Genomic DNA, 25,168 nt, shown 5'->3' with positions numbered 1-25,168 from the left:
CTTATTTTGTTCCCGCCACTCATTGTCATGGCGTACGAGATGTTTGCTCATCCCACCTCATGTTCCTGGGCTGAAAGACCGCTGGCTTTCCCGACGGCGTGCTGTCTGACGGCACTGGGAGGCTGGCTCGCCGTGAGCGTATTCGGAAGCGGCGGGACCGCGGCGGGGTGCGCGATGCTGGTCGGCGTCGGTGTGCTTCGCCTCTTACACCTGAACCTGCCGCCTGTGCTGGCGATCGGGCTGCTGCCCCTTGTCATCGATTCGCCCGGTCTGGAATATCCCCTCTACGTGAGCATCGGGACGGCCGCCCTGACGGTCGTCTTCCTGCTCTACCGGCGGTGGGTCGTCGGCCACGGGCAAGCCCCGGTCGGCGGTGATGTCCCCGGCGCGGGCCATCACGGTCGATGATCCCGGTCGGGCGACCATAGTCAGCGGCCGCTGCGGCCACGCCCACCGGCAGCCCCGCGGTCCGCAGAACTCACAGATCGCCGGCCACGTCGGCAATCCGCCGCAGCTGCCCCAGGTCATTCCTGGTTGGGATGAGCTGGATTTCGTCGGCGCCGACCGCGTCGAACTTCCGCAGCACATCTACCAGCGGGTCATCGCTGCCGGCAAATCCCGTCGTCGGCGCCATCGCGTCGACGTACCCGGCCGGGATCCAGTTCAGGTACCGGCGCAGATGCCGATGCACCTGAGCGCGGGCACCATCGGACGACCCCAGCGCGAACCAGAACGACGTCGCCAGATGCGGTTTCGATTTGCCCGCTGCAGCCCACGCAGTACGCCCAACCTCGAAGAGCTCATTCTGCTTGGCGACGTCGAGGTCCAGTGTGGTCCCGCCAGCCCGTCGGCCCACCCGGATGCGCTGCGAAGAGTTTTGGGCCCGATGGTTCCGACCAGCAGGGGCGGCCCGCCCGGCTGCGCCGGCGTCGGTCCGACCGGCGACGCCGCGTCGCCGACACGCTCGCCTGCCGAGACCCGCTTCATCACCGCGACCCGCTCGGCCAGGCCATGCCTGGTCTGCGTCGACGGATCCGCGCCGACCGCGCGGTAATCCTCGTCTCGACCGCCCACGCCGACACCGACCGTCAGCCGTCCGCTGCAGAGCATGTCCCCGGTCGCCAGCGCCTTGGCCAGCATGACGGGGTCATGCAGCTGGGGCACGATCACCGTCGTCACCAAACGCACCCGGTCGGTCCAGGCGGCAAGCGCCCCCAGCAAGGTCAGAGTCTCGGGGTTGTCGAACGCGATGCGCTCACCCCAGCACAGCGACGAGAACGGGCCGTCGTCGATCGCTCGGGCCCACGCTCGCAGCAGACCTGCGTCGAGGTCGGGCTCCATCACCGGCATCGTCATGGCGATCTGCACGCCCGCGATTCTGACATGCGACAACGCCGGTGAGGCCGCGCGTCGCCGGGTTCGGGCACGGCGGCCGGCGGCGGAGTTGACCGCGGCGAGCTGTCGCGCGTGGGCGCACAGTGGTTGACTGGCAAGCACTATGACTATCGCGTTCAACCACACCATCGTCGCCGCCCGCGACAAGCAAGAGTCCGCGACGTTTCTCACCGAGCTGTTCGGGCTGCCGGATCCGACGCCGTTCGGTCATTTTCTGGCCATCACCCTCGACCACGGTGCCACGCTGGACTACTCCGACGTTGCCGACGGCGAGCAGATCCACCCGCAGCACTACGCATTCCTGGTGTCCGAGGACGACTTCGACGCGATCTACGCCAAGATCCGGTCGCGCGGCATCGAGCACTGGGCCGACCCGGCGCCGAAACGGCCGGGCGAGATCAACCATCGCGACAGCGGCCGCGGCGTGTACTTCCGCGACCCCGACGGTCACTTCCTGGAGATCCTCACCCGGCCGTACGGCTCGGGCAGCTGACCGACCCGGCGCGCACCGTGTCGGCCGGCGCCACGCGGGCCACCGGTGGGCGCCGCCGTTACCGGATTGAATCCCCGTGCGCCGATCTCATGCGCGACGACCGCGACATGTTTGCTGGGCGAAACTGGCAGCGACCCTTCGCACGAACCCGGAGTGACCGCGGACATGCCGCCCCCGCGCTCGCTACCCTGTGCCCATGCAACACCGGCGAAGCAGGCGGACATGACCCGCTTCCTGGCGCGCCGGTTGCTGAACTATGTCGTGCTGTTGGCGCTCGCGTCGTTCCTGGCGTTCTGCTTGACGTCGCTGACGTTTCATCCGCTGGACAGCTTCATCCAGCGCCACCCCCAGCCGCCGCCGGAAGCCATCGCCGCCAAGGCCGCCCAGCTGGGCCTCGACAAACCCATACCCCTCCGTTACGCGACGTGGGTCGCCGGCGCGGTTCGCGGCGACTTCGGTGCCACCGTGACCGGCCATCCCGTCTCCGAGGAGCTGTGGCGCCGCATCGGGGTCAGCCTGCGGCTGGTGGTGATCGGTTCGGTGCTGGGCGCGGTGATCGGCGTCGTCGCGGGAGCCTGGGGGGCGATTCGTCAGTACCGGCTCAGTGACCGGGTTGTCACCCTGCTGTCGTTGACGATTCTGAGCATCCCGTCATTCGTGCTCGCCGGTCTGCTCATCCTCGGGGCGTTGCGGGTGAACACGTTCACCGGGCTGCGGATCTTCCTTTATACCGGAGAGACGTCGCCGCTTCTGCCCGGCGGACTGTGGGACCAGCTGGTCGACCGGGCACAACACATCGCATTGCCCACTCTCACACTGGCTCTCGGCGCGGCCGCAAGCTTCAGCCGCTATCAGCGCAACGCGATGCTCGACGTGCTGGGTGAAGATTTCATCCGGACCGCGCGCGCCAAAGGACTGACTCGCCGGAATGCACTGTTCAAACACGGCCTTCGCACCGCGCTGATTCCGCTGGCCACCCTGTTCGCCTACGGGGTCAGCGGGCTGGTCGTCGGCGCGGTGTTCGTCGAGAAGATCTTCGGCTGGCACGGCATGGGCGAGTGGGTCGTGCAAGGCATCTCGACCCAGGACACCAATGTCGTCGCGGCCATCACGTTGTTCACCGGAGCGGCGATTCTGCTCGCGGGCTTGCTGTCCGATGTCCTCTACGCGGCGCTGGACCCCAGGGTGCGGTTATCGTGACACACCAAGCTGCTCCTGACTGCGGCGAAACCACGTCCGTCACGTCCGGTATCCACGCGAGCGCATTCACGTCGCGGCGACACTTGTTGGTACGCCGGTTTATCCGCAACAGGACCGCGGTGGTGGCACTGATTCTGCTGGTCCTGTTGTTCGTCGGGTGCTACGCGCTGCCGTCGCTGCTCCCCCACGGCTACAACGACCTCGACTACGACGCGCTGCTGGCGCCGCCGTCGCCGCGGCACTGGTTCGGCACCAACGCGCTCGGCCAGGATCTGCTGGCCCGGATCCTGCGCGGTATGCAGAAGTCGATGCTGATCGGCGTGAGCGTGGCAGTGATTTCGACCAGCATCGCCGCCGCCGTCGGATCGGTCGCCGGTTACTTCGGCGGATGGCGCGACCGGGCGCTGATGTGGCTGGTGGACCTGCTGTTGGTGGTGCCGAGTTTCATCCTGATCGCCATCGTCACTCCACGCACCAAACGGTCGGGCAGCATCGCCTGGCTCATCGTGCTGCTCGCGGTGTTCGGCTGGATGGTCAGCTCGCGAATGGTACGCGGCTTGACGATGAGCCTGCGAGAGCGCGAATTCGTCCGCGCGGCAACGTATATGGGAGTTTCACATCGTCGCGTCATCGTCAACCACATCGTGCCGAATGTCGCCTCGATCCTCATCATCGACGCGACGCTCAACGTCGGCTTCGCGATCCTGGCCGAAACCGGGCTGAGCTTCCTCGGGTTCGGTGTTCAGCCACCGGACGTGTCGCTGGGAACGCTGATCGCCGACGGCACACCCTCGGCCACCACGTTCCCCTGGGCCTTCCTGTTCCCGGCCGGGGCGCTGGTACTGATCGTGTTGTGCGCCAACCTTGCCGGCGACGGACTGCGCGACGCGCTCGATCCCGGCAGCGGATCTTCGCGACGCAGGAGACGCCGCCCGAAGTGACCGCCCTGCTGCAGGTGACGGACCTGTCCGTCACCTTCGAAACCGAGGACGTGTCCGTGCCCGCGGTGCGCCACACCAGCTACCACATCGACGCGGGCGAGGTGGTGGCCATCGTCGGGGAATCGGGTTGCGGCAAAACCACCGCCGCGATGGCCGTCGTCGGATTGCTGCCCGACTACGCACACGTGTCGGGATCGGTGCTGCTGCGCGGCGAGGAGTTGCTCGGGCAGTCCGACCAGGCACTGTCGCGGATCCGCGGCAAAGCGATCGGCACCGTGTTCCAGGACCCGATGTCGGCGCTGACGCCCGTCTACACCATCGGCGACCAGATCGCCGAAGCCGTCGAGGTCCACAACCGCGGCATCAGCCGGCAGTCCGCCCGCGCGCGTGCCGTCGAGCTGCTCGAGCTGGTCGGCATCGCGCAGCCGCACCGCCGGACGGGAGCCTATCCGCACGAGCTGTCCGGTGGCGAACGCCAACGGGTGGTGATCGCAATCGCGATCGCCAACGATCCGGACCTGCTGATCTGCGACGAACCGACCACCGCGCTGGATGTCACCGTGCAGGCGCAGATCCTCGACGTGCTGCGGACCGCGCGAGACGCCACCGGGGCCGGCGTCTTGATCATCACCCACGACCTGGGCGTGGTGTCGGAATTCGCCGACCGGGCAGTGGTCATGTACGCCGGGCGCCCGGTCGAGACGGCCAGTGTCGACGAGCTCTACCGGGACCGCCGGATGCCCTACACCGCCGGCCTGCTGGGCTCGGTGCCGCGCCTGGACGCCCCGCAGGGCACCCGGCTGGTTCCGATCCCGGGCGCGCCGCCGACGACGACGTCGCTGTCCCCCGGCGCGTGCCCGTTCGCCCCCCGCTGCCCGCTGGTCGTCGACGAATGCCGCTCGGCAGAGCCCGATCTCGTCACCATCAGCGACGGCCACCGAGTGGCGTGCATCCGCATCGACCACGTCGCAGGGCGCAGCGCAGCCGAGATCTTCGGGGTGTCAACGCAACCCGAGCCGGTCGACACCACGGCGGGCGAGCCGCCGCCTGTGCTGCGGGTCACCGATCTGGTCAGGACCTACCGGCTCACCAAGGGGGTGGTGCTGCGCCGGCAGGTGGGTGAGCTGCGCGCTGTCTCTCGCGTCAGTTTCACCATCGAGCAGGGCCGCACCCTGGGCATTGTCGGCGAATCCGGTTCGGGCAAATCGACGACGCTGAGCCAGATCCTCGAACTCGCTGCACCGCAGGCGGGTTCGATCGAGATTCTCGGCGCCGATGTCGCGACCCTCGACGCCGCGGCCCGGCGCAGGCTTCGTACCGAGCTGCAGGTGGTGTTCCAGGACCCGGTGGCGTCGCTGGACCCCCGGCTCCCGGTGTTCGACGTGATCGCCGAACCGTTGCTGGCCAACGGGTTCGACAGGGGCCGCTGCGCGGAGCGGGTTGCCGAGCTGATGGGGATCGTCGGCTTGGACCACGCCGACGCCGGCCGCTATCCCGCGGAGTTCTCCGGCGGGCAGAAACAGCGGATCGGCATCGCACGCGCCCTTGCGCTGCGGCCCAAGATTCTCGCGCTGGACGAACCGGTCTCGGCGCTGGACGTGTCCATCCAGGCCGGGATCATCAACCTGCTGCTCGATTTACAGCAGGAGTTCGGGCTGTCGTATCTATTTGTGTCGCATGATCTTTCGGTGGTCAAGCACCTAGCTCACCAGGTAGCGGTGATGTACCGAGGCAGGATCGTGGAGCACGGCGAGGCCGAGCAGGTGTTCACCGATCCGCAGCACGAGTACACCCGGCGGCTGCTGGCCGCCGTCCCGCGGGCTCACCGCGATGCTGCCGGCGGTTAGCATCGACAAAGTGTCCGTCCGCCGGTTTGCGCTGCATGCGCTCGTGGTGTGCGTGGTCGCCACCGCATGCGCGGACGGGTATCGGGACCTGCCGGCGGCGCAAGCCGCGCGGGTCGGCACCACCAGCGACATCAACCCCCGCGACCCGGCGACGCTGCGCGACGGCGGCAACCTGCGGCTCCCGCTGACCTCGTTCCCGTCGAACTTCAACGAGTTGAACATCGACGGCAACACCGCCGACCTCGGTTCCATCGTCACGCCGACGCTGCCGGGGGCATTCCTCACCCAGGCCGACGGTTCGCTGAAACTCAACACCGACTACTTCACCGGCGCCGAGCTGACCGGCACCGGCCCGCAGGTCGTGACCTACACCATCAACCCGAAAGCCACCTGGAGCGACGGCACGCCCGTCACCTGGGAAGACCTCAAATCCGAGGTCGACGCGTGCAGCGGGCGCGACAAGCGGTACCTGATCGCCAGCCGGGCCGGCTTCGAGCGGGTCGAGTCGGTGACCCGCGGCGTCGACGACCGGCAGGCGGTGATCACCTTCGCCAAGCCCTACGCGGAGTGGCGGGCGATGTTCGCCGGGGGGATCCAGCCCCGCAGCATGACGGCGAACCCGGATGTGTTCAACAAGGGCCAACTCGACGCCCCCGGCCCGTCGGCCGGACCGTTCATCGTGTCCACGATCGACCGGACAGCGCAGCGCATCGTGCTGACCCGCAATCCCCGCTGGTGGGGTACGGCGCCGCGGCTGGACTCGATCACCTTCCTGGTGCTCGACGCCGCCGCGGTCATCCCGGCGCTGCAGAACAACGCGATCGACGCCGCCGGTGTGGGCACGCTCGACGACCTGGTGACCGCCCAGCGCACTCCCGGCATCGCGATCCGCCGCGCGCCGGCGCCCACCTGGTACCACGTCACCTTCAACGGCGCAGCCGGGTCGCTGCTGGCCGACGAAAGGTTGCGGCTGGCGATCTGCCGGGGCATCGATCGGCAGGCCGTCGTCGACGTCGTCCAGCACGGGTTGACCGGCCACCCGGCGCCGCTGGACAACCACATCTTCGTGGCCGGCCAGCTCGGCTATCAGAACAACAGCGCTCCGGGCGCATACGACCCCGACCGGGCCGCCAGGGATTTGGACGCGCTGGGCTGGACGCGTGACGGGGCCGGGCGGAAGAAGGACGGCAGGCAACTGGCTGTTCGTGACGTCTTCTTCGACGCGCCGGCAAACCGGCAGATCGCCCTGGTCGCCCAGCAGAACCTGGCGCAGATCGGCGTCAAGCTGGTGCTCGACCCCAAACCGGGCACCGGATTCTTCAGCCAGTACGTGAGCACCGGCGACTTCGAAATCGTCCAATTCGGTTGGGTGGGAAACGCTTTCCCGCTGTCGGCGCTGCCACAGATCTACACCTCCGACGGCGACAGCAACTTCGGCAGGATCGGCAACCCCGTGATCGACGCCGAGATCGACGCGACGCTGTCCGAGCTGGACCCGGACAGGGCGCGCACGCTGGCCAACCGCGTCGACACGATGATCTGGCAGGAAGGCTTCAGCCTGCCGCTGTTCCAGTCTCCCGGCGACGTCGCGGTGCGCGCGAACCTGGCGAACTACGGCGCGTTCGGGTTGGCCGACGTCGTGTACACCGCGATCGGGTTTACGCGCTGACACGTCGTGCCGCGAAAATGCATCCGGCGACGCATTTCCCGAGTAGGCCCGCCGCTGGTTGCACCCTCGCGGTTACGAGGAGATCAGGTCGGCGGCCTTCTCCCCGATGAACAGCGACGGCGCGTGGGTGTGCCCGCGGATGATGGTCGGCATCACCGACGCGTCAGCGACCCGCAGTCCGTCCACCCCGCGCACCCGCAGCTGCGGATCGACCACACTTGCCGCATCGGTGCCCATCCGACAGGTGCCCACCGGGTGATAGAGCGTGTGCGAGCAGGTGTTGAGGGCCTCCTCGAAGGTGGCCTCGTTCCACTCGGTGGCTCCCCGCGGCCGAGCGATGGCGCCGAGCAGACCCTTCAGCGCCGGCGCTTCGGCGATCCGGGCGCAGATACGCAGGCCCGCCATCATCGCGGCGCGGTCGGCGCCGCCGGGATCGGTGAGGTAACGCGGATCGATGATCGCCTTGGCGTGCGGGTCGGCGGACCGCAGCGCGACCTGCCCCCGGCTGCGCGGTTTGAGCAGGATAGGCCCGAAGACCACGCCGTGACCGGGCGGCTCGGTCAGAAGTCCCTCGTCGTAGAACGGCGCCGGGGCGAAGATCAGCTCGAGGTCGGGCAGGTCAAGCTCGGGCCGGCTGCGCACGAACCCGTACGCCTCGCCGACGTTGGAGGTGAGCATGCCGCGGCGTCGCAGTAGGTAGTCGGCCAGCTGCCGGGGTTTCTCGGCGCCGAACAGTGTGTCGTCGGTGACCTCGACACCCAGGGGCGTCACGAGGTGGTCGAGCAGATTCTGCCCCACCTCGGGTGCGTGGTAGACGGTGTCGATCCCGTGGTCGTCGAGGTGGTCGCGGTCACCGATGCCGGACAGCATCAGCAGCTGCGGGCTGTTGACGGCCCCGCCGCAGAGCACCACCTCGCGGTGGGCATAGACGACACCCCGCTGGCCGGCCTGCTCGAATTCCACGCCCACTGCGCGGGTCCCGTCGAACACGACGCGGGTCGCGGTGGCCATGGTGAGCACACTGAGGTTTCGGCGACGCATCGCCGGTTTGAGATAGGCGTCGGCCGCGCTCCACCGTGCACCCCTGCGCTGGGTGACAACGGTCTCACAAAAGCCCTCTGGCAAAGCGGAATTCGGATGCTGCGGCGAAAAGCCGCATTCACGCGACGCGGTGAGCCAGGCGGCTGTCCAGGACCGTGGGCTGCGCAGCGGGGACACGTACAGCGGGCCGGTCACTCCGCTGTCTTCCCCGCTGACGAAATGCCATGCGGCGGTGATGTTCTCGATGCGACGGAAACAGCTCAGCGCCTGGGCGTACGACCACTCCGGACCCGCGCGCTCGGCCCACTCGTCGTAGTCTGCCCCGAAGCCACGCACCCACATCATCGCGTTCATCGACGACGAACCGCCGAGCACTTTGCCCCGCGGCCAATAAATTTCGCGGCCGTTGAGCTCTTTCTGCGGCTCGGTGAGGTAGTCCCAGTCGACTTCGCTGCGGAACAGCTTGGAGAACGCCGCCGGGATGCCTATGAACCTGTTGGTGTCGCGTGGCCCGGCCTCCAGGGCCACCACGGCGGTGGCCGGGTCGGCGCTGAGCCGACTGGCCAGCACCGACCCGGCCGAACCGGTTCCGACGATCACATAATCGCAGTGCACATCCATCACATTCACCCTGGGCCAGTGTAGGGCGTGCCCGATCGCTCCGTGCTCAATTCGCTTCCGTGCTCAATTCGATTCCGTGCTCAATTCGATTCCGTGCTCAAATCGATTCCGTGCTCAAATCGATGTGGTGCGCGCCGGTCACCCCGTCGTAGCGGGCCGGGGTGCAGGTCAGCACGATCACCTGGCCGTGGGACCCCACGGCGTCGAACACCGCGGCCATCTTGGCCAGCCGGTCGAGGTCGGTGAAACCCAGCGCGTCGTCGATGAGTACCGGGACGGTGTCGTCTTCGGCGACCAGCGCGGCCCCGGCCAGCCGGGCGAGGATGCCCAGTTGCTCCTTCGCCCCGCCGGACAGCGACTCGTAGGGCACCGTGCAGCCGTCGAGAGTGCGGTTACAGATGCGCAGGTCGCTGTCGACGTCGACCTCGAAACTGGGCCCGAACACCGGGCGGCCCAGGCGTTGCAGCTCGGCGCGGAACGGCTCGACGTAACGCAGTCGCGCGGCGTCGCGGTGGCGCGCCATCACCGAGCGCAGCAGCTGCGCGGCCTCGGCACGCTGCCGCACCCGCTGGTACTCGTCCAGGGCGTGTTCGCGTCTGGTCTGGGCGGCGTCGAGGTTGCCCTGGCGGCCCTCGGTGCGGAAGATGCCGAGTTCGGCGGAGATCTCTCGCAGCTGCTGGGTGATCTCGTCGTGGCGGGTGTGCAGTGCCTCGGCGGCCCGGCGCGCGTCGGCGAGTTCGGCGGCCACCGCATCGGGGCCGGCCGCGGTGAGTGCGTCGGTCAGCTCGGCGACTCGGCATCGCGCGGCCTGCGTGGCGCGCAGGCCTGTCTCGGCGGCGGCCGCCAGATCCTCGTCGGTGCGCGCGGCCCGCCGCTCGGCCAGCCGTTCGGTAACCGCCGCGAGCTCAGCCTGGTGGCCGGCCGCCGTGTCCCGCGCAACCGTTGCCCGCGTCGCCGCCTCGGTCAGCTCCGTCCGAGCCGTGTCCGCGGCCAGGCGGCAGGTCTTGCGGTCTTCAGCTGCGGCGGTTTGGACCGCCCGGGCGCGGTCGAGTTCGGCGTCGTCCACGCGCACAGCGCCCAGGCCGGCGAGCAATTGCGCCAGGGTAGCGCGCAGGCCGTCGATCTCCTCGCCGCCGCACAGCCCCGCCAGGTTCGCGGCCAGCTGGTCACGACGGCTCTGCAGCTCGCGCCGGTGCTGGTCGGTGCTGCGCGCCGCCGCCGCGTCCTCGACATGCCCGGCGGCCAGCGCGGCGGCCAATTCCCTTTGTGCCGACGCCAGTTGGCCGTGGACGTCGGCGGCGGTGAGACCCGGGCTGAACCGGGCGGTCAGCACATCGGGAACCGTGACCTCGGTGGTGGCGCTCACCGCGGTGGACCAACTCTGGCCGGCCGACAGCGACATCCGCCCGCCCTCGACGACAAGTTCGATGTCGGCGGCGGCAATGAATTCGACCGTCGCCGACAGCGACGCCAGCTGGGCTTCGGCCCGGTCGGCCGCGGCGGCGGCCTGCTCGATCCGCGCCATCAGGTCCTCGGTGAGCCGGATCGTCGAAAGCTCGTCGCAGACCTGGTCGCGGTCGCGCCGGGCGGCGTCGATCGCGTCCAGCCGCGCCGCCAGCCGGTCGGCCTCCTGCCGGCGGCGCAGCTCCTCGACACGCTGCTGGGCCGCCGCCACGGCCTGTTCGGCTTTCTCAACGGCGGTGTCGGCCGCGGCGGCGGCACCCCGCGCTGACTCCTCCGCCGCGGCGGTTTGGCGCGCTTCAGCCTGCCGGGCGGCCAGCGCCGCGGCGTGCCGGGCGACGTCGGCCAGCAGCCGCTGCCGCTCGTCGTGCGCTGCCGCCACCTCGGACCCGGTGGCTGCGGCAACTGCGGCGGCTAACTCGGCCTCGCGCAGTTGCGCGGTGAGATGTTCGACGGCCTCGGCGGCCTGGAGGGCCGCGCGGTACCGCTCGTCGGCTCTCCGGCGATCGCCGGACAGCTCGGCCAGCTCGGCGCTCAGCTTCTCGTGACACGCAACCCGCTCCTCGACCTCGGCGAGGGCGACCGTGCAGCGCTGCACCTCCTCATCGGCCTGCTCCCGCGCGGCGGACACGGCGGACCATTCGCCGGTGGGCCGACCGGTCGAGGTGAAGTAGCGGGCATACTCGGCGTCGATGCGCTCCAGAAGCGACGATTCGGCGCCGGACAGTGTCGCCGCGTCGCCGGCCGCGATGTCCAGCGCCCGCGACAGCGCGTCGCAGCCGGACAGGTCCACCGCGGTCGTCGATGCCGCCTGCAGCACCCGTTGGGCCCGCCACAGCTCGGTGTCGACGGTCTCGGCGAGGATCGCCCGTACCCGGTCATGCGCCTCGTCACCGGTGAGCTGTTCGCGCCGCGGAGCCAGCACCGTCAGCTCGGTTTCGGGCCGCTTGTGGAACCGTTTATGGTAGACGAAACGGTAAGGGCCGGTGGAGATTTCGGCAGTGATCTGCGAACCCGCGTCGACGTTTGTCGGCTTGACCTGCTTGACTTCCTTTTTCGTCGAGCGGTCCTTGTGTTCCAGCAGCAGGTCCAGCGCCTCGATCATCGACGACTTGCCGGCCTCGTTGACGCCGTGCACCACCACTACGCCGTGGTCGGGAAAGTCGACCTCGCGGTGGGTGATGCCGCGATAGTTGGTCAGAACCAGCCGGTGCAGTCTCATGCGCTGATCCGGTCGGTCAACCGCAGCAGCAAGGCCAGCGCCGCCCGCGCGTGCTCGGCGCGCTCGTCGTCGCCGGAGCGTGCCGTCTCGACCAGTTCCTCGACGGCGGCGGCGGCGAACCCGCCGAGACCGAGGTCGTCGAACTCGCCGTCGCCCGGCAGCACCACCAGGTTGGTGTGGCGGTCCCAAGCGCCCAGCCACGCGAGCAGCCGCGAGTATTTGTCCAGGCACTCCTCCAGGGCGGCGCGGTCGGTCACGGTCAGCGAGCCGACCAGAGCCAGCCGCACCACCGTGCGGTCCTTGTCGCCGATGCCGTCCAGATACCCATCCAGCTCCGCGATGTCGGCGCGGGTGTCGAGCTGACGGCGAACGGTGCGGAACCGCCAGCGGCCGACGCGGCGGACATCGACGGTGACGGGCCGGTGCGGGTCCGTGTCGTCGATGTCGACAACCAGCACGTGCCCCGGGTCGGGCTCGACGTCGTCGAAATTGGTGACCTCCGGTGAGCCGGAATACCACACCCGACCGCTGCCGCCGACCTCGGTGACCGAATGTTTGTCGCCCAGCGCAACGTAGTGGATCGCGCCGCGGGCCAGCGCGTCCTCGACGGCGGCCAGCCGGATCAGCGCCGGGTTGGCGGGGTCGGGGTCCAACACGTCGACCCCGCCGTGGGCGACCAGCACCCGGGTGACACCGTAGGCCGGCGGGCCTGCGAGATCGTCGAGCACCTCGGCGGCCAGGTCCTGCGTGGGAGACTTGGAACGCCACGGCGCCGCGACGATTTGCAGACCCGGCCGCACGTCGTGAACGCCGGACCGATCGAGCACCACGACGTTGTCCGGGCATTCGTCGCGGAACAGCTTGCCGGTGTAGATCGACGAGGCGTCCAACGGGTCGTGGTTGCCCGGAAGCAGATAGACCGGAACCCCGATGGCGCGCATCGCCTCCAACGACTGGCTGACGACCTGCGGGCCAAGCTGGTTGTGCTCGAAGACGTCACCGGCCACCACCACGAAATCGACGTCGAGGCTGCCCAGCCCGGCCACCGCGTCGCGGCGGGCCGCCGAGTACCGCGGCTGAGCGTCACCGGCCAGGAAGTGACGGGTCATGCCCAGCTGCCAGTCGGCGGTGTGCACGAATCGCATGCCTACTGCCCTTCCGATGGTTCACGGCTCTGCGAGCAAGGCGAGTCTAGGACCAGGCACCGACCAGCCTTCGGACCCCGACCGGCAGGTCCGGGCGCCACTGGCGAGGCCCGCCGCGCCGGGCTGCCCTACCGTGGTCGGGGTGAGTGGTCTGCGGCGGCGTCTGGTGCTGCTCCGCCACGCCAAGTCCGCGTACCCGGCTGGGGTCACCGACCACGACCGCCCGCTGGCCCCGCGGGGTGTCCGCGAGGCCGGGCTGGCCGGAGACTGGCTGCGCGCCAACCTGACCGCCGTCGACGAGGTGCTGTGCTCGACGGCTACCCGCGCGCGGCAAACCCTGGCGCACACGCACATCGACGCCGCGGTGCGCTACACGCAGCGGCTCTACGGCGCCGACCCGGCGACGGTGGTCGACGAGATCCACGACGTCGGCGACGAGGTGGGCACGCTGCTGGTGGTGGGACATGAGCCGGCGATGTCGGCGGTGGTGATCGGGCTCGCCGGCGGGCACGGCACCGATACCGCTGCGCTGCGCGATGTTTCGTCGAAGTTCCCCACGTCGGGCATCGCGGTGCTGCGGGTCGGCGGAAGCTGGCGGGACCTGGGATTCGGCGGCGCCGCGCTGGTCGAATTCCACGTGCCGCGCTGACGGGGGCCGGATGGCCGCACGCGAGCGCCGGGTCACGACGGCGATCCGATCACAGCCATGGCGTGGACCAGCGGATCTCTACGAGTTCGTCGACAGCGTCAGCTCCATCAACTTGATGGCCTGCGCGCACGCGTCGATACCGGGGGCCTGCGGGTTGACCCACCACCCGACCACGCCCGCGGCGTCGCTGGCGACACCGCACGAGCCGTTGGGGTCGTTGGGCCGCATCACGATCGACTGCACACCGGAGATGGAGCGGTTCTCGATCTGGTATTTGAGGAACTCCGCGACCTTGCGCTCCTCACCCAGGCCGTCCTGCTCGAACCAGAACCGGGTGATGTCGATCAGACCGGCCGGGTTGGCCGCCTGCCAGCGGCAGATGGCACCGACGAACGTGCTCTGGATATCCTGCGGATCGGCGCCCACCGTCTTGGCGAGCAGGTCGGTGGTCAACACCTCGCACTCCTTGAGCAGGTTCGGGTACTGCTGCTCGGAGTTGTTGTTGCGCTCGACATCACCCGAGCCCGCCCTCACCGCGGTGCCGGCCACCGACCGCGTGCAGCCGGTCAGCACCGACAGCGCGGTCAGCGCGAGCGCGGCCAGGATTCGGCGGCGCACCGAGGGACTCATTTCGAGTTCGCAATCGACTGGCGGGTCAGTTCCCTGGCCACGTCGCACGGGTTGGGAAACGGCTTCTGGTTGAAGCTGACCGACCATTCGATGAAGTCGTCGGAGAACTGAATTCCTATCTCGCACAACGAGTCACCCAGTGCCGGCTCGTTGCCGATGGCGATGAAGCCGCTATGTCCGTTGATGTTGATGTCCTCCACGCTCGCCCGGGACAACTGCTCGGTCTTGCGTTCCCGCCCGATCGGGCTGCCGCGATACCAGGAGAAGGAGAAGTGCGGTCCGAGGATCCCGCCGCCCGCCAGCCACTGGCAGCCCACCGAATTCTGGGCGGTGTTGACCAGCCCGGTCACCTGCGTCAGCTGGGTGACCGTCTCGTCGCTGACGCCGCCGCACTGCGGGAACAGCGGACCGTGACGCCCCTCCCCGGACGGGGTCTGCGACGACTCGGCCTGCTGCGTCTGGTCGGAACCCGAGCCGGAGCATGCGGCCAGCACCGGGAGCGCGGTTGCCGCTGCCAGCGCCAGCGCCGCCACGTCACGCCGCACGGCTACTCGCTCCTCGTGGTGTTCACACGATGCACTGTAGCGGCAGCACCTGGGGTCAACCACCAGAACACGCCCCGACCAGCCCGGATACCCAGGTGACGAGGCCCGGCAGTCATCCGGACCCGACCGCCCGCGGTGTGCGACAGTTACCACATGCTCCTGGCACTGGTGCGCCAGTTCATCCGGCCGTACCGATCGCTGGTCGCGGTGGTGATGGTGCTGCAACTGGTGAGCACGCTGGCGTCGCTCTACCTGCCGACGGTCAACGCCGCCATCATCGACGACGGGGTCGCCCGGGGAGACACCGCCACCATCGCGGGGCTCGGCGAGGTGATGCTGGGCGTCACGGCACTGCAGATCGCCTGCGCCGTCGGCGCCGTCTACTTCGGCTCCCGCACCGGCATGGGGTTCGGCCGGGATCTGCGGTCGGCGATATTCCACCACGTCGCCACCTTCTCGGAGCACGAAGCCGCCCGGTTCGGTGCCCCAACCCTGCTGACCCGCACCACCAACGACGTCCGCCAGATCCAGTTCCTCGTGCAGATGACCGCCACGGTGCTGGTCACCGCGCCGATCATGAGCGTCGGCGGAATCGTCATGGCCGTCCACCAAGACGCCGGGTTGTCCTGGCTGCTGGCGGTCGGTGTCCCCGTGCTGGCTCTGGCGAACTACCGGATCGTGTCGCACATGCTGCCGATCTTCCGCAGCATGCAGCGGCGGATCGACGCCGTCAACGCGGTGATGCGCGACCAGTTGTCCGGCGTGCGGGTGGTGCGGGCGTTCGCCCGCGAATCCTTCGAACGCACCAGGTTCGACCACGCCAACCGCACGCTGTCGGATACGGCTCTGGCGGCCGGCAACTGGCAGGCGCTGATGCTGCCGGTGACCACGCTGACCGTCAACGTCTCCAGTGTGGCGGTGATCTGGTTCGGCGGGCAGCGTATCGATGCCGGCCACATGCAGGTGGGCTCGCTGATCGCATTCCTGTCGTATTTCACCCAGATCCTGATGGCCGTGACGATGGCGACCACGACGCTGATGGTGCTGCCGCGCGCGTCGGTGTGCGCCGATCGGATCAGCGAAGTGCTGCGCACTTCTCCGGCGGTGGTCAGCCCCGAGCACCCGGTGCATCCGTCATCCGGCATCGGGGGAACCGTCCGGCTGGACGGCGTGACATTTCGTTATCCGGGCGCCGACCGCGCTGTGCTGCAAGATGTCTCGCTGAGCATGGTCCCCGGCACCACCACGGCCGTCGTCGGCGGCACCGGCTCGGGCAAGTCGACGCTGGTCGCCCTGATCTGCCGGCTCTACGACGTGACCGGCGGCGCGGTGCTCGTCGACGGTGTCGACGTCCGCGGCTACGCCCTCGAGCGGCTGTGGTCGGCTATCGGCCTGGTGCCGCAGCGCGGCTATCTGTTCTCCGGCACCGTCGCCGACAACCTGCGCTACGGCGCCGCCCCGGGGCAGGTGGTCACCGACGCGCAGATGTGGGAAGCACTGCGGGTGGCGGCCGCCGACGAGTTCGTGGCGGCACACGACGACGGGCTGGACATGCGGGTGGCGCAGGGCGGCATCAATTTCTCCGGCGGCCAGCGACAACGACTCGCGATCGCGCGGGCGGTGATCCGGCGCCCCGCCATCTACCTTTTCGACGACGCGTTCTCGGCTCTGGACGTACACACCGACGCGCAGGTGCGCGCGTCGCTGGCCACGATCACCGCACAGGCAACCGTCCTTGTTGTGACACAACGGATTTCGATCGCAAGCGAAGCCGGCCAGGTGATCGTCGTCGACGACGGGCACGTCGTCGGCGCAGGCAGCCACGAATCGTTGCTGGCGACCTGCCCCACCTACGCCGAGTTCGCCGAATCGCAGTCGTTGGGCTCCGGAGTCGGAGGCCTGCCGTGACCGTGGCGACGGTCCGCGCTCCCACCGAAAGATCCCGCGATTTCCGGGGTTCGGTGCTCCGGCTGGTCACACTCCTTGCTCCACAACGGGGTCCGGCCGTGGCGGTGATGGCGCTGGGGATCAGCGGCACGGCGGTCGGGGTCGTTGTCCCACGGATCCTGGGCCATGCCACCGACCTGCTGTTCAGCGGCGTGATCGGCAGGCAACTGCCCGCCGGGCTGACCAAGCAGCAGGCTGTCGCCGCGGCCCGCGCCCGCGGGGAGGGCACCTTCGCCGACTTGATCTCCGGGATGAACCTGGTTCCGGGCCGTGGTGTGGACTTCGCCGCGGTGGCACGAACGCTGGCGCTGGCTCTGGCCCTGTATCTGGTTGCCGCCCTGTTGGTGTGGGTGCAGGCCCGACTGCTCAACCTGATCGTCCAGCGCACCCTGCAGGCGCTGCGCCGTGACGTCGAGGCCAAGGTGCACCGGCTGCCGCTGGCCTACTTCGACCGACGCCAACGTGGCGAGGTGCTCAGCAGAGTGACCAACGACGTCGACAACGTCGCGACATCGCTGTCGATGACGATCACCCAACTGCTCAGCGCGATCCTGACGGTGGGGGCCGTGCTGGTGATGATGCTGACAATCTCTCCGCTGCTGACCGGGATCACGCTGCTCACCGTCCCGCTGTCGCTGCTGGCGACCCGGGCGATCGCGGGGCGCTCGCAGCGGCTGTTCGTCGCGCAATGGACCAACACCGGGCGGCTGGCCGCTCACATCGAGGAGACCTACAGCGGTTTCACGCTGGTCAGGACATTCGGCCATCGCGCTCGGGCGCAGGAGTGCTTCCGCGAGCTCAACGACGAGGTCTACCGGGCCAGTTTCGGCGCCCAATTCTTCTCCGGACTGGTGTCACCGGCGGCGACGTTCATCGGCAACCTCGGCTACGTCGCCGTGGCGGTGGTGGGCGGCCTGCAGATCGCGACCGGACGGCTCACCGTCGGCGGCATCCAGGCGTTCGTCTCCTACGTCCGTCAATTCAACGCGCCGCTGACCCAGGTGGCCGCGATGTACAACACGCTGCAGTCCGGAATGGCCAGCGCCGAGCGGGTTTTCGACCTGCTCGACGAGCCCGAGGAACCGCCCTCCCCCCCGACCGCGCTGCCGTCGCCCAACGGTCGACGGCCCACCGGGCGGGTCGAATTCGAGCACGTGAGCTTCGGCTATCGACCCGGAACCACGGTTATCGACGACCTCTCGCTGATCGCCGAACCCGGCAGCACGGTAGCGCTCGTCGGTCCGACAGGGGTGGGCAAGACCACGCTGGTGAACCTGCTGATGCGGTTCTACGACGTCGACGCCGGCCGGATCTTGATCGACGGCGTGGACATCGCCTCGGTGAGCCGGCAGTCGCTGCGATCGCGCATCGGCATGGTGCTGCAGGACACCTGGCTGTTCGACGGCACGATCGCCGAGAACATCGCCTACGGCCGGCCCGACGCCACCGACGACGAGATCGTCGCCGCGGCCAGGGCCGCCCACGTCGACCCCTTCGTGCGCACGCTCCCGCACGGCTACCACACCCGCATCGGCGACGACGGCGCCGACATCAGCGCCGGGGAGAAGCAGCTGATCACCATCGCCCGGGCGTTTCTCACCCGTCCCCAGCTGTTGATCCTCGACGAGGCCACCAGCTCGGTGGACACCCGGACCGAGATGCTGGTCGCCCACGCGATGCGTGAGCTCAGGCGTGGCCGGACGAGTTTCCTTGTCGCCCACAGGCTTTCCACGATCCGCGATGCCGACGTCATCCTGGTGATGCAGGCGGGCAGGATCGTCGAGCGCGGCAGCCACGCCGAACTGATAGCACGCCGGGGTGCCTACTACGCCATGACGCGGGCCTAAGCTCGCCGACCCGCAACAGCTGACATCCCCCATCGACTCGCGGCCAGCGCGGCTCCGGCGCCGCGCCGAGAGGCCGTCATCGCAGGGTCAGCCCGGCCAGCAGATCGGTTTCCCAACCGCGGCTGTCCCGCGGGCCGGGGCGGCCCACCGCGAGGACGTAATGCTCGTCGGTCACTATGGGCAGCGCGATCTTGTTCGACAGCGCAAGGGAGCGCCGATCGGGCGCCAACATGAGCTGGGTGGCGTGCGCGGCGAGGGCCGCGAGCATGGCGTCCAGATGCTCGCGGACGTCGATGACGGCGTCGATGTCGCGGTCGGAATATCCGAACCCCGCAGGGCTGTTCGGCCTGATCCATCCGGGCGGGATGTCGTCCAGGGCGGCCAGGCCGGCCCGCACCGCGCCGGCCGAGCCGACGGTCCAGTACACCTTCGGGACGCGCCACCCGCTGGCCGCGACCGCGGCCGCCGTCACCCGGTGCGTCTGCACGTGGTCGGGATGGCCGTAGCCGCCCTGGGGGTCGTAGGTGACGACGACGTGCGGGCGGATCGTGTCGATGATCGCGGCAAGCTCCTGCACGGCGTCGTCGCCGGCGTCCGCGAACGCCGTCTGACGCCGACGCGCGGTGGCCGGCATCCCCGAGTCGCGCCAGCGGCCGGGACCGCCGAGGAAGATCGGTTCGCCGACGCCAAGCGCGGTCAGCGCCTGCGACAACTCGCCGATGCGGTACCCGCCGAGTTGGTCGGCGTGGTCGGCCGTCAGCAGCGCGTAGCGCTCCCCGACGACTTCGCCTTCCTCGCCGAGGGTGCAGGTGACGACGCGGACCTCCGCACCCTCGGCGACATACCGCGCGATCGTGCCGCCGGTGGTGAGGGTCTCGTCGTCGGGATGCGCGTGCACGAACAGCAGGCGAGGCTTTCCCGACGGCGACGTCACGGCCGGCACCGCACCGGGAACTCGGCCAGCGCGCCGCACGACTTCTCAGTGCCCAATCTCAGCTCCTCACCTGGCGCCGCACACCGAATCTTCTACGAACCGGTGAGCCGGTTTGTAGGATGCCGGCGATCTGGATGCCTACCCGCGGCGCGGCCGATCCACACCCGAATTGGCTCTCCGGTTACAGGTCCGGGCCCTGCGCGCGGACCTCGTCGACCGCTGACATGGCGTCGCGCAGCTTGGCCAGCCACTCCTCGGCGTGTTCGCCGACAAGTTTCACCGACCAGGCCAGCGCGTCGGACCGCGACCGCGCCACGCCGGCGTCGACCAGGGTGTCGAGCACCCGACGCTCGGACTGCTTCAGCCGCGTCATCACCGGAACAGCGATGTGGGTGAACAGGATTCGCTGATCACCCACCTCGACGCCCCAGGACACCTTGCGGCCGTAGCGTTCCTGCGCTTCGTCGGCGATGCGCATCCGTTCCGGCCGGGTCTCTTCCCGGAACCGCGCGACGCGACCCGACGCGTGGGCCTCGCTCTCTTCTTTGTCCGGTTTTCCTGCGGCCTGCGGTGTGGGCAGCGTACCGATGATGGTGATCTCCTCGCGGTCGACGATGACGCTCGGATCGCCGTCGAACCAGTCGCCGGGCAGACGTCCGGCGAACCAGTCGGCGGCAGTGCCGGCATCGGGCTGGGCGGCCTGCTGCCAGCCGCCGGGGCGGCCATACCGCCGCTCTTGCTGGTGATGGTGTCTCATGCTTACATCATTACAGAATTACGTTGCATACAGAACGGTGTTCACCGATGGCGAACCGGCGCGAACGGCCTCGCGGCTACGCGGTCGACCCGTCTGCCCCGCACTGCGGCAGATCCTGGCCGCGGCGTGCGCGGTACAGCCTGACCTCGCCCCTGATGCCCTTGAGATGACGTGCACCCGCGAACGACCAGGAGAACCCCGCCGCGTCGCCGAGCACGGCCCGTGTCGATTCGGCGACCAGCACCGCACCGGGCCGGGCGACCGCGGTCACCCGGCTCGCGACGTTGACGGGGTTGCCGAACCAGTCACCGGCGCGGCTGACCGCCATCCCCGACGCCGCACCCGCTCTCAGCCTCAGAAAATCGTCATCGGTGTCGGTGGCCTCGACCAGCTTCAGGACAGCATCCAACAGCGGCGCGGGGTCGGGGCAGACAAACATCACCGCGTCACCGATCGTCTTGACGAACTGCACCGGCGGGGCGGCCACGTCGCGGGCGTTATCCGCCAACCGGTTCGCGAGTTGTCCCAAGTCCTCGGGCGGGACCGACTCGCCCAGTGCAGTGAAGCCGACAAGGTCGGCGAACGCGACGCTGACCTCCCGCGCGCCCGGCAACGCCGCCCCGGCCGCACGCTCGCCGGCGGTGACGGCCTCCGTTTCCAACTGGTGCCGCAGGTGCATGAACAACATGTCCTCGATCCACGGGCCCAGCAGCGGTGCGATCCGGCTCACCAGCGCCTGGGAGCGCACTGCGATGCCACGTTCGCTCATCCCGGGCCGCAGGACGGCCGCCAACGCCGCGTAGCGCATTACTTCTGCGGTATGCGAAAGTCCTTCGGCGAGAACACGAACGACCTGGATGACGTCCTCGGGATCCAGGCCGGCGTCAAGGAAACGTTGCACGTGTGCGGCGGCTTCGCCGTCCTCCCGCAGGTGCACTGCGGCGTCGGGATCGTCGACCCGGGCCAGCCCGATCGCGCGCTGCACCCGCTGCAGCAGGTCGAGGTCGACCCCGTGACGCTCGGCGATCTCCCGTGCCGAGACATAGGTCCCGTCGTCGCCGATGATGCGCCGCGACGCCAGCAGCACCGGCATCGGCGCCTCACGGATCTGCTCCGCGGTGATGCCTTGCTCGAGCAGCCACTCGATCAGCTCGGCGCGTTCGGCGCGCGCGGCGCCGTCGAGGCCGTCGAGCAGGCCGTCCGGGACATCCACGTCGTCGACCTCTACCCGCGGCTCACGACACCGGCGGGCGCCGCTGCGCCCACGGGCGCACCGCCTCGATCTGTGCGCTCAGCGCCAGCAACGTCGCCTCGTCGCAGGGCCGGCCGACCAGCTGCACCGACACCGGCAGCCCGTCGGAATCCAGCCCCCACGGCACCACGGCGGCGGGCTGGCCGGTCAGATTCCAGATCACGTAAAACGGAACCTTGGCCGTTGCCAGCAAAAACGACGAGACCGCGCCGCGGCGTTGATAGGCGCCGACACGGGACGGGCCGGTCGCATTGGCCGGCGTGACGACGACGTCGACATCGTCGAAGATCGACTGGATCCGGGCGGCCACGGCCGCCTCGCCGGCACGCACCGCTGCCATCCTCCGGTCAGAGAACAAGCCGCCGATGCGCGCCATGGCGCGGGTGCGGGCCTCCAGCCGCTCGGGATGTGGCAGCGTGCGAGCGTCGTCATAGATGCCCCGGAAGTAGCGAGGCAGGCAATGCCCGAACATCGCCGACGGCGGGTAGTCGGGGTCGCGGGCGATGACGTGATGGCCCAGCTCACGCAGCAGTGCGCCCGCCTGGGCCACCGCCGCCCGCTGATCCTTGCCGAGCCGGGCAACCAAGGGCGGTGGAGCCTTGGTGCTCAGCGCAATTCGCAGCCGACCCGCGTCGCGTGTCGCCGCGGCGACGAATCCGCCGTCCGGGCCGGGCAGCGTCGTCGTCGCATCCAGGAACAACGCCGCGTCGGTCACCGAACGCGCGAGCGGACCGTTAACGCTCAGCCCACACCAGGCGTCGTCATGCGGCGCCACCGATACCCGGTCGCGCTGCGGTTTGATACCGAACAACCCGCACCACGTCGACGGGATGCGGATCGAGCCGGCGCCGTCGGAGCCCAGCGCCAACGGCGCCAGCCCGGCGGCCACCGCGGCGCCACTGCCCCCGCTGCTGCCCCCCGGCGTGCGCGAGGTATCCCACGGGTTGCGGGTCGCCCCGAACGTCAGCGACTCGGTGTAGGGCATCATCATCAACTCGGGCACCGCGGTCTTGCCGAGGATGACCGCGCCGGCGTCGCGCAGCGCGCGCACCACTTCCGCGTCGGCGGTCGCGGCCGGGCCATGCGCGGTGGTGCCGAGAGTTGTTGTCTGGCCGGCGATGTCGACGTCGTCTTTGATCGCGACCGGCACCCCCAGCAGCGGCAGCCGCTCGCCGGCGTCGAGGCGGCGCTGGGCGGCGGCGGCCTCCTCGCGTGCGGTGTCGGCGAGCACGACGCGGTAGGACCGCAGCTGCGGGTCGAGCCGCGCGATGCGCTGCAGGTAGACCTCGAGCAGCGACGGCGCGGTGACCGCGCCGTCGGCCAGCATCCGCGCCTGCGCGGCCGCGCCGGCGAACGCAAGCTCACGAGGGTCCATGAGCAGGCAGACTAATGCCATGACCGGCACGACGTTCGATGAACTGACCGAAGACCAGCTGCGTGGGCGCAACACCATCAAGTGGAACCACTTCGAGCCCGACGTGTTGCCGCTGTGGATCGCCGAGATGGACTTCCCGACCGCGCCCGCGGTGCTCGACGCGGTACGGGCGTGCGTCGCCAACGAGGAGTTCGGCTACCCGCCCGTCAGCGCGCACACACTGCCGCAGACGACCGCCGACTGGTGCCGGGCCCGTTACGGGTGGCACATCGAACCCCAGTGGGTCCAGGTGGTTCCCGATGTGCTCAAGGGCATCGAAGTCGTCGTCACGTTCCTCACCCGGCCGGAAAGTCCGGTGGTGCTCCCCGTCCCGGCCTACATGCCCTTTTTCGACGTACTGCGGGTCACCGGCCGGCAGCGTGTGGAAATCCCAATGCCACAACAGGATTCGGGACGCTACGAGATCGACCTGGACGCCCTGGACGCCGCCTTCGCCGGTGGGGCGGGGTCGCTGATCTTGTGCAACCCGAACAACCCGCTGGGCACCGCGTTCACCGCCGACGAGCTGCGCGTCATCGCCGACATCGCGGCACGGCACGGCGCCCGGATCATCGCCGACGAGATCCACGCGCCGCTGGTCTACGACCGGCCCCACGTCGCCGCCGCGTCGGTGTCCGACACCGCCGCCGACACGGTGGTCACGCTGCTGTCGGCCTCCAAGGGGTGGAACCTGCCCGGCCTGATGTGCGCCCAGGTGGTGCTGTCCAGTCCGCGCGACCTCGACGAGTGGCACCGGATCAACATGCTGCACAAGATGGGCGCGTCCACCGTCGGGATCCGCGCCAACATCGCCGCCTACCGGCACGGCGGTCCCTGGCTGGACGACCTGCTGGGCTACCTGCGGGCCAGCCGTGACCATCTGGCCCGGGCGCTGCCGGAGTCGGCGCCCGGGGTGAAGGTCAACACACCGGAGGCCACCTACATGTCATGGGTCGATTTTCGGGCACTGGATCTGCCCGCCGAGCCCGCGGAATACCTGCTGCCGAAGGCCAAGGTGGCACTCAGCCCGGGTATCCCGTTCGGTCGCACCGTGAGCTCCGGGTTCGCCCGGCTGAACTTCGCGACCACGCGCACCATCCTGGACCGGGCGATCGAGGCGATGGCCGCAGCGCTGTCGATCTGACGGCCGTTACGGTGGCAGCATGCCCTGTGTGTCCAGCATGCCCTGTGTGTCCAGCATGCCCTGTGTGTTCTGCGCGATCGTCGCCGGCGATGCGCCGGCCGTCCGCGTCTACGAAGACGACGACCATCTCGCCATCCTCGACATCCGGCCGTTCACCCGCGGGCACACCCTGGTGCTGCCCAGGCGCCACACCGTCGACCTGACCGACACCCCGGCCGAGACGCTGGCCGGCATGGTGGCGATCGGGCAGCGGATCGCGCGGGCGGCCCGGGCGACCGAGCTGGCCGACGCCACCAACATCGCGATCAACGACGGCCGCGCCGCCTTCCAGACGGTGTTCCACATTCACCTGCACGTGCTGCCGCGGCGCACCGGCGACAAGCTCTCGGTCGCCAAAGGACTCGTGCTGCGCCGCGACCCGGACCGGGAAGCCACCGGGCAAATCCTCCGCGACGCGCTGGCGGAGCTGGACGCAAAGCAGTAAGACTGAGCCATGGCTATCTCCGATTGGATGGAACAGCACATCATGGTCCCGCTGCTGAGGTGCCACGACGCGATCTATCGGGGCACCAAGGGGCGGATCGGGCACTGGATCCCGGGGGCGCCGCCCAGCCTGCTGCTGCACACGATCGGCGCCAAGACCGCTAAACCGCGCACCACGACGCTGACGTATGCGCGCGACGGCGACGCGTACCTCGTGGTCGCCTCCAAGGGCGGCGATCCACGCTCGCCCGGCTGGTATCACAACCTTCGGGCCAACCCGAACGTCGACATCAATGTCGGACCACGGCGGTTCGCCGTGACGGCGGTGCCGGTACTGCCGGGCGACCCCGACTACCCGCGGTTGTGGCAGCTCGTCAACACGAACAACGCCAACCGCTACGAGGCCTACCAGCGCCGCACGTCGCGTCCGATTCCGGTGATCGTGTTGACACCCGTGCGGCGAGCGTGACGCTGTTGCGAAGGAATTGGACTTTTTTTCACAACAGCTTCACAGTCGGCGATGGCCGGCGC

20 protein-coding genes and 2 pseudogenes are annotated in these 25,168 nt (G+C 69.3%); 12 read left to right on the top strand and 10 right to left on the bottom strand.

Annotation, left to right across the window (positions count from 1 at the left end; translation table 11 throughout):
* A pseudogene (locus ABDW21_RS03830) lies at window positions 1–408 on the top strand (hypothetical protein); the annotation flags it as partial.
* A gap of 70 nt (window positions 409–478) precedes the next feature.
* Here the strand turns inward: ABDW21_RS03830 and ABDW21_RS03825 are convergent.
* Window positions 479–1,356 (bottom strand): annotated as a pseudogene (locus tag ABDW21_RS03825) (LLM class flavin-dependent oxidoreductase).
* Between the two features lie 142 nt (window positions 1,357–1,498).
* On the opposite strand from ABDW21_RS03825, the gene ABDW21_RS03820 reads away from it, so the two are divergent.
* The 5 genes from ABDW21_RS03820 (at window position 1,499) to ABDW21_RS03800 (ending at window position 7,545) form a co-directional block, all read left to right on the top strand.
* A complete protein-coding gene (locus ABDW21_RS03820) occupies window positions 1,499–1,888 on the top strand; it encodes a VOC family protein (protein ID WP_343600117.1) in 390 nt (129 codons plus the stop codon).
* Window positions 1,889–2,110: 222 nt separating this feature from the next.
* Window positions 2,111–3,088 (top strand): ABC transporter permease, encoded by a 978-nt coding sequence (locus ABDW21_RS03815; RefSeq protein WP_343600115.1) that lies wholly within the window; start codon window positions 2,111–2,113, stop codon window positions 3,086–3,088.
* Window positions 3,089–3,138: 50 nt separating this feature from the next.
* Window positions 3,139–4,029, top strand: a complete 891-nt coding sequence (locus tag ABDW21_RS03810) for an ABC transporter permease (protein WP_343600129.1) — start codon at window positions 3,139–3,141, stop codon at window positions 4,027–4,029.
* Complete coding sequence (locus tag ABDW21_RS03805) at window positions 4,026–5,876, top strand: ABC transporter ATP-binding protein (RefSeq protein ID WP_343600113.1); 1,851 nt, start codon at window positions 4,026–4,028, stop codon at window positions 5,874–5,876. Before ABDW21_RS03810 ends, ABDW21_RS03805 begins: the two co-directional genes overlap by 4 nt.
* Entirely contained in the window at window positions 5,860–7,545 is a 1,686-nt protein-coding gene (locus tag ABDW21_RS03800) for an ABC transporter family substrate-binding protein (RefSeq protein ID WP_343600111.1), read from the top strand. The genes ABDW21_RS03805 and ABDW21_RS03800 overlap by 17 nt, the downstream gene beginning before the upstream one ends.
* A gap of 72 nt (window positions 7,546–7,617) precedes the next feature.
* Here ABDW21_RS03800 and ABDW21_RS03795 read toward each other — a convergent pair whose 3' ends face one another.
* The 3 genes from ABDW21_RS03795 to ABDW21_RS03785 all read right to left on the bottom strand — a co-directional run bounded on the left by ABDW21_RS03795 (window position 7,618) and on the right by ABDW21_RS03785 (window position 13,035).
* Entirely contained in the window at window positions 7,618–9,207 is a 1,590-nt protein-coding gene (locus tag ABDW21_RS03795; protein ID WP_343600128.1) for a GMC family oxidoreductase N-terminal domain-containing protein, read from the bottom strand.
* A 97-nt stretch (window positions 9,208–9,304) separates the two neighbouring features.
* Window positions 9,305–11,890, bottom strand: a complete 2,586-nt coding sequence (locus tag ABDW21_RS03790) for an AAA family ATPase (RefSeq protein ID WP_343710075.1) — start codon at window positions 11,888–11,890, stop codon at window positions 9,305–9,307.
* The gene (locus ABDW21_RS03785; RefSeq protein WP_343600107.1) at window positions 11,887–13,035 is read right to left on the bottom strand and encodes an exonuclease SbcCD subunit D; all 1,149 of its coding nucleotides are present in this window, start codon (window positions 13,033–13,035) and stop codon (window positions 11,887–11,889) included. The genes ABDW21_RS03790 and ABDW21_RS03785 overlap by 4 nt, the downstream gene beginning before the upstream one ends.
* A gap of 142 nt (window positions 13,036–13,177) precedes the next feature.
* Between ABDW21_RS03785 and ABDW21_RS03780 the strand changes: the two genes are divergently transcribed.
* On the top strand, window positions 13,178–13,684 hold the full coding sequence (locus ABDW21_RS03780) for a histidine phosphatase family protein (RefSeq protein WP_343600105.1): 507 nt from the start codon (window positions 13,178–13,180) through the stop codon (window positions 13,682–13,684).
* Between the two features lie 78 nt (window positions 13,685–13,762).
* Here the strand turns inward: ABDW21_RS03780 and ABDW21_RS03775 are convergent, their stop codons facing one another.
* Both ABDW21_RS03775 and ABDW21_RS03770 read right to left on the bottom strand, forming a co-directional pair.
* Window positions 13,763–14,314, bottom strand: a complete 552-nt coding sequence (locus ABDW21_RS03775; protein WP_343600103.1) for a DUF3558 domain-containing protein — start codon at window positions 14,312–14,314, stop codon at window positions 13,763–13,765.
* Window positions 14,311–14,859 (bottom strand): DUF3558 domain-containing protein, encoded by a 549-nt coding sequence (locus ABDW21_RS03770; protein WP_343600102.1) that lies wholly within the window; start codon window positions 14,857–14,859, stop codon window positions 14,311–14,313. Before ABDW21_RS03770 ends, ABDW21_RS03775 begins: the two co-directional genes overlap by 4 nt.
* Window positions 14,860–15,012: 153 nt before the next feature.
* Between ABDW21_RS03770 and ABDW21_RS03765 the strand changes: the two genes are divergently transcribed.
* Window positions 15,013–16,767, top strand: a complete 1,755-nt coding sequence (locus tag ABDW21_RS03765; protein WP_343600101.1) for an ABC transporter ATP-binding protein — start codon at window positions 15,013–15,015, stop codon at window positions 16,765–16,767.
* Window positions 16,764–18,653 carry an ABC transporter ATP-binding protein gene (locus tag ABDW21_RS03760; RefSeq protein WP_343600099.1) on the top strand — a complete coding sequence of 630 codons (1,890 nt, stop codon included), beginning with the start codon at window positions 16,764–16,766 and terminating at the stop codon, window positions 18,651–18,653. Before ABDW21_RS03765 ends, ABDW21_RS03760 begins: the two co-directional genes overlap by 4 nt.
* Before the next feature lie 76 nt (window positions 18,654–18,729).
* On the opposite strand, the gene mshB is transcribed toward ABDW21_RS03760, so the two are convergent.
* From mshB to ABDW21_RS03740, 4 genes are all read right to left on the bottom strand, one after another.
* Entirely contained in the window at window positions 18,730–19,587 is an 858-nt protein-coding gene (gene mshB, locus ABDW21_RS03755) for an N-acetyl-1-D-myo-inositol-2-amino-2-deoxy-alpha-D-glucopyranoside deacetylase (RefSeq protein ID WP_343600097.1), read from the bottom strand.
* Between the two features lie 181 nt (window positions 19,588–19,768).
* Window positions 19,769–20,344 (bottom strand): hypothetical protein, encoded by a 576-nt coding sequence (locus ABDW21_RS03750; protein WP_343600095.1) that lies wholly within the window; start codon window positions 20,342–20,344, stop codon window positions 19,769–19,771.
* Window positions 20,345–20,420: 76 nt separating this feature from the next.
* A complete protein-coding gene (locus ABDW21_RS03745; RefSeq protein ID WP_343600093.1) occupies window positions 20,421–21,557 on the bottom strand; it encodes an adenylate/guanylate cyclase domain-containing protein in 1,137 nt (378 codons plus the stop codon).
* Between the two features lie 22 nt (window positions 21,558–21,579).
* Window positions 21,580–22,971, bottom strand: coding sequence for an amidase (locus ABDW21_RS03740; RefSeq protein WP_343600092.1), 1,392 nt, complete (start codon window positions 22,969–22,971; stop codon window positions 21,580–21,582).
* 19 nt (window positions 22,972–22,990) lie between these two features.
* Between ABDW21_RS03740 and ABDW21_RS03735 the strand changes: the two genes are divergently transcribed.
* From ABDW21_RS03735 to ABDW21_RS03725, 3 genes are read left to right on the top strand one after another with little or no spacing between them, the layout of a single operon-like run.
* On the top strand, window positions 22,991–24,154 hold the full coding sequence (locus ABDW21_RS03735) for a MalY/PatB family protein (RefSeq protein ID WP_343600091.1): 1,164 nt from the start codon (window positions 22,991–22,993) through the stop codon (window positions 24,152–24,154).
* Between the two features lie 55 nt (window positions 24,155–24,209).
* Window positions 24,210–24,638, top strand: coding sequence for an HIT family protein (locus ABDW21_RS03730; RefSeq protein ID WP_343600127.1), 429 nt, complete (start codon window positions 24,210–24,212; stop codon window positions 24,636–24,638).
* Between the two features lie 9 nt (window positions 24,639–24,647).
* Window positions 24,648–25,106 carry a nitroreductase family deazaflavin-dependent oxidoreductase gene (locus ABDW21_RS03725; RefSeq protein ID WP_343600090.1) on the top strand — a complete coding sequence of 153 codons (459 nt, stop codon included), beginning with the start codon at window positions 24,648–24,650 and terminating at the stop codon, window positions 25,104–25,106.
* Window positions 25,107–25,168 lie beyond the last annotated feature (62 nt).

Source organism: Mycobacterium sp. (assembly GCF_039583805.1).
In the GTDB taxonomy this organism is placed as follows: Bacteria; Actinomycetota; Actinomycetes; order Mycobacteriales; family Mycobacteriaceae; genus Mycobacterium.
Note: the sequence above shows the minus strand (reverse complement) of the source record. Positions and strands in the feature narration are given on the sequence as shown.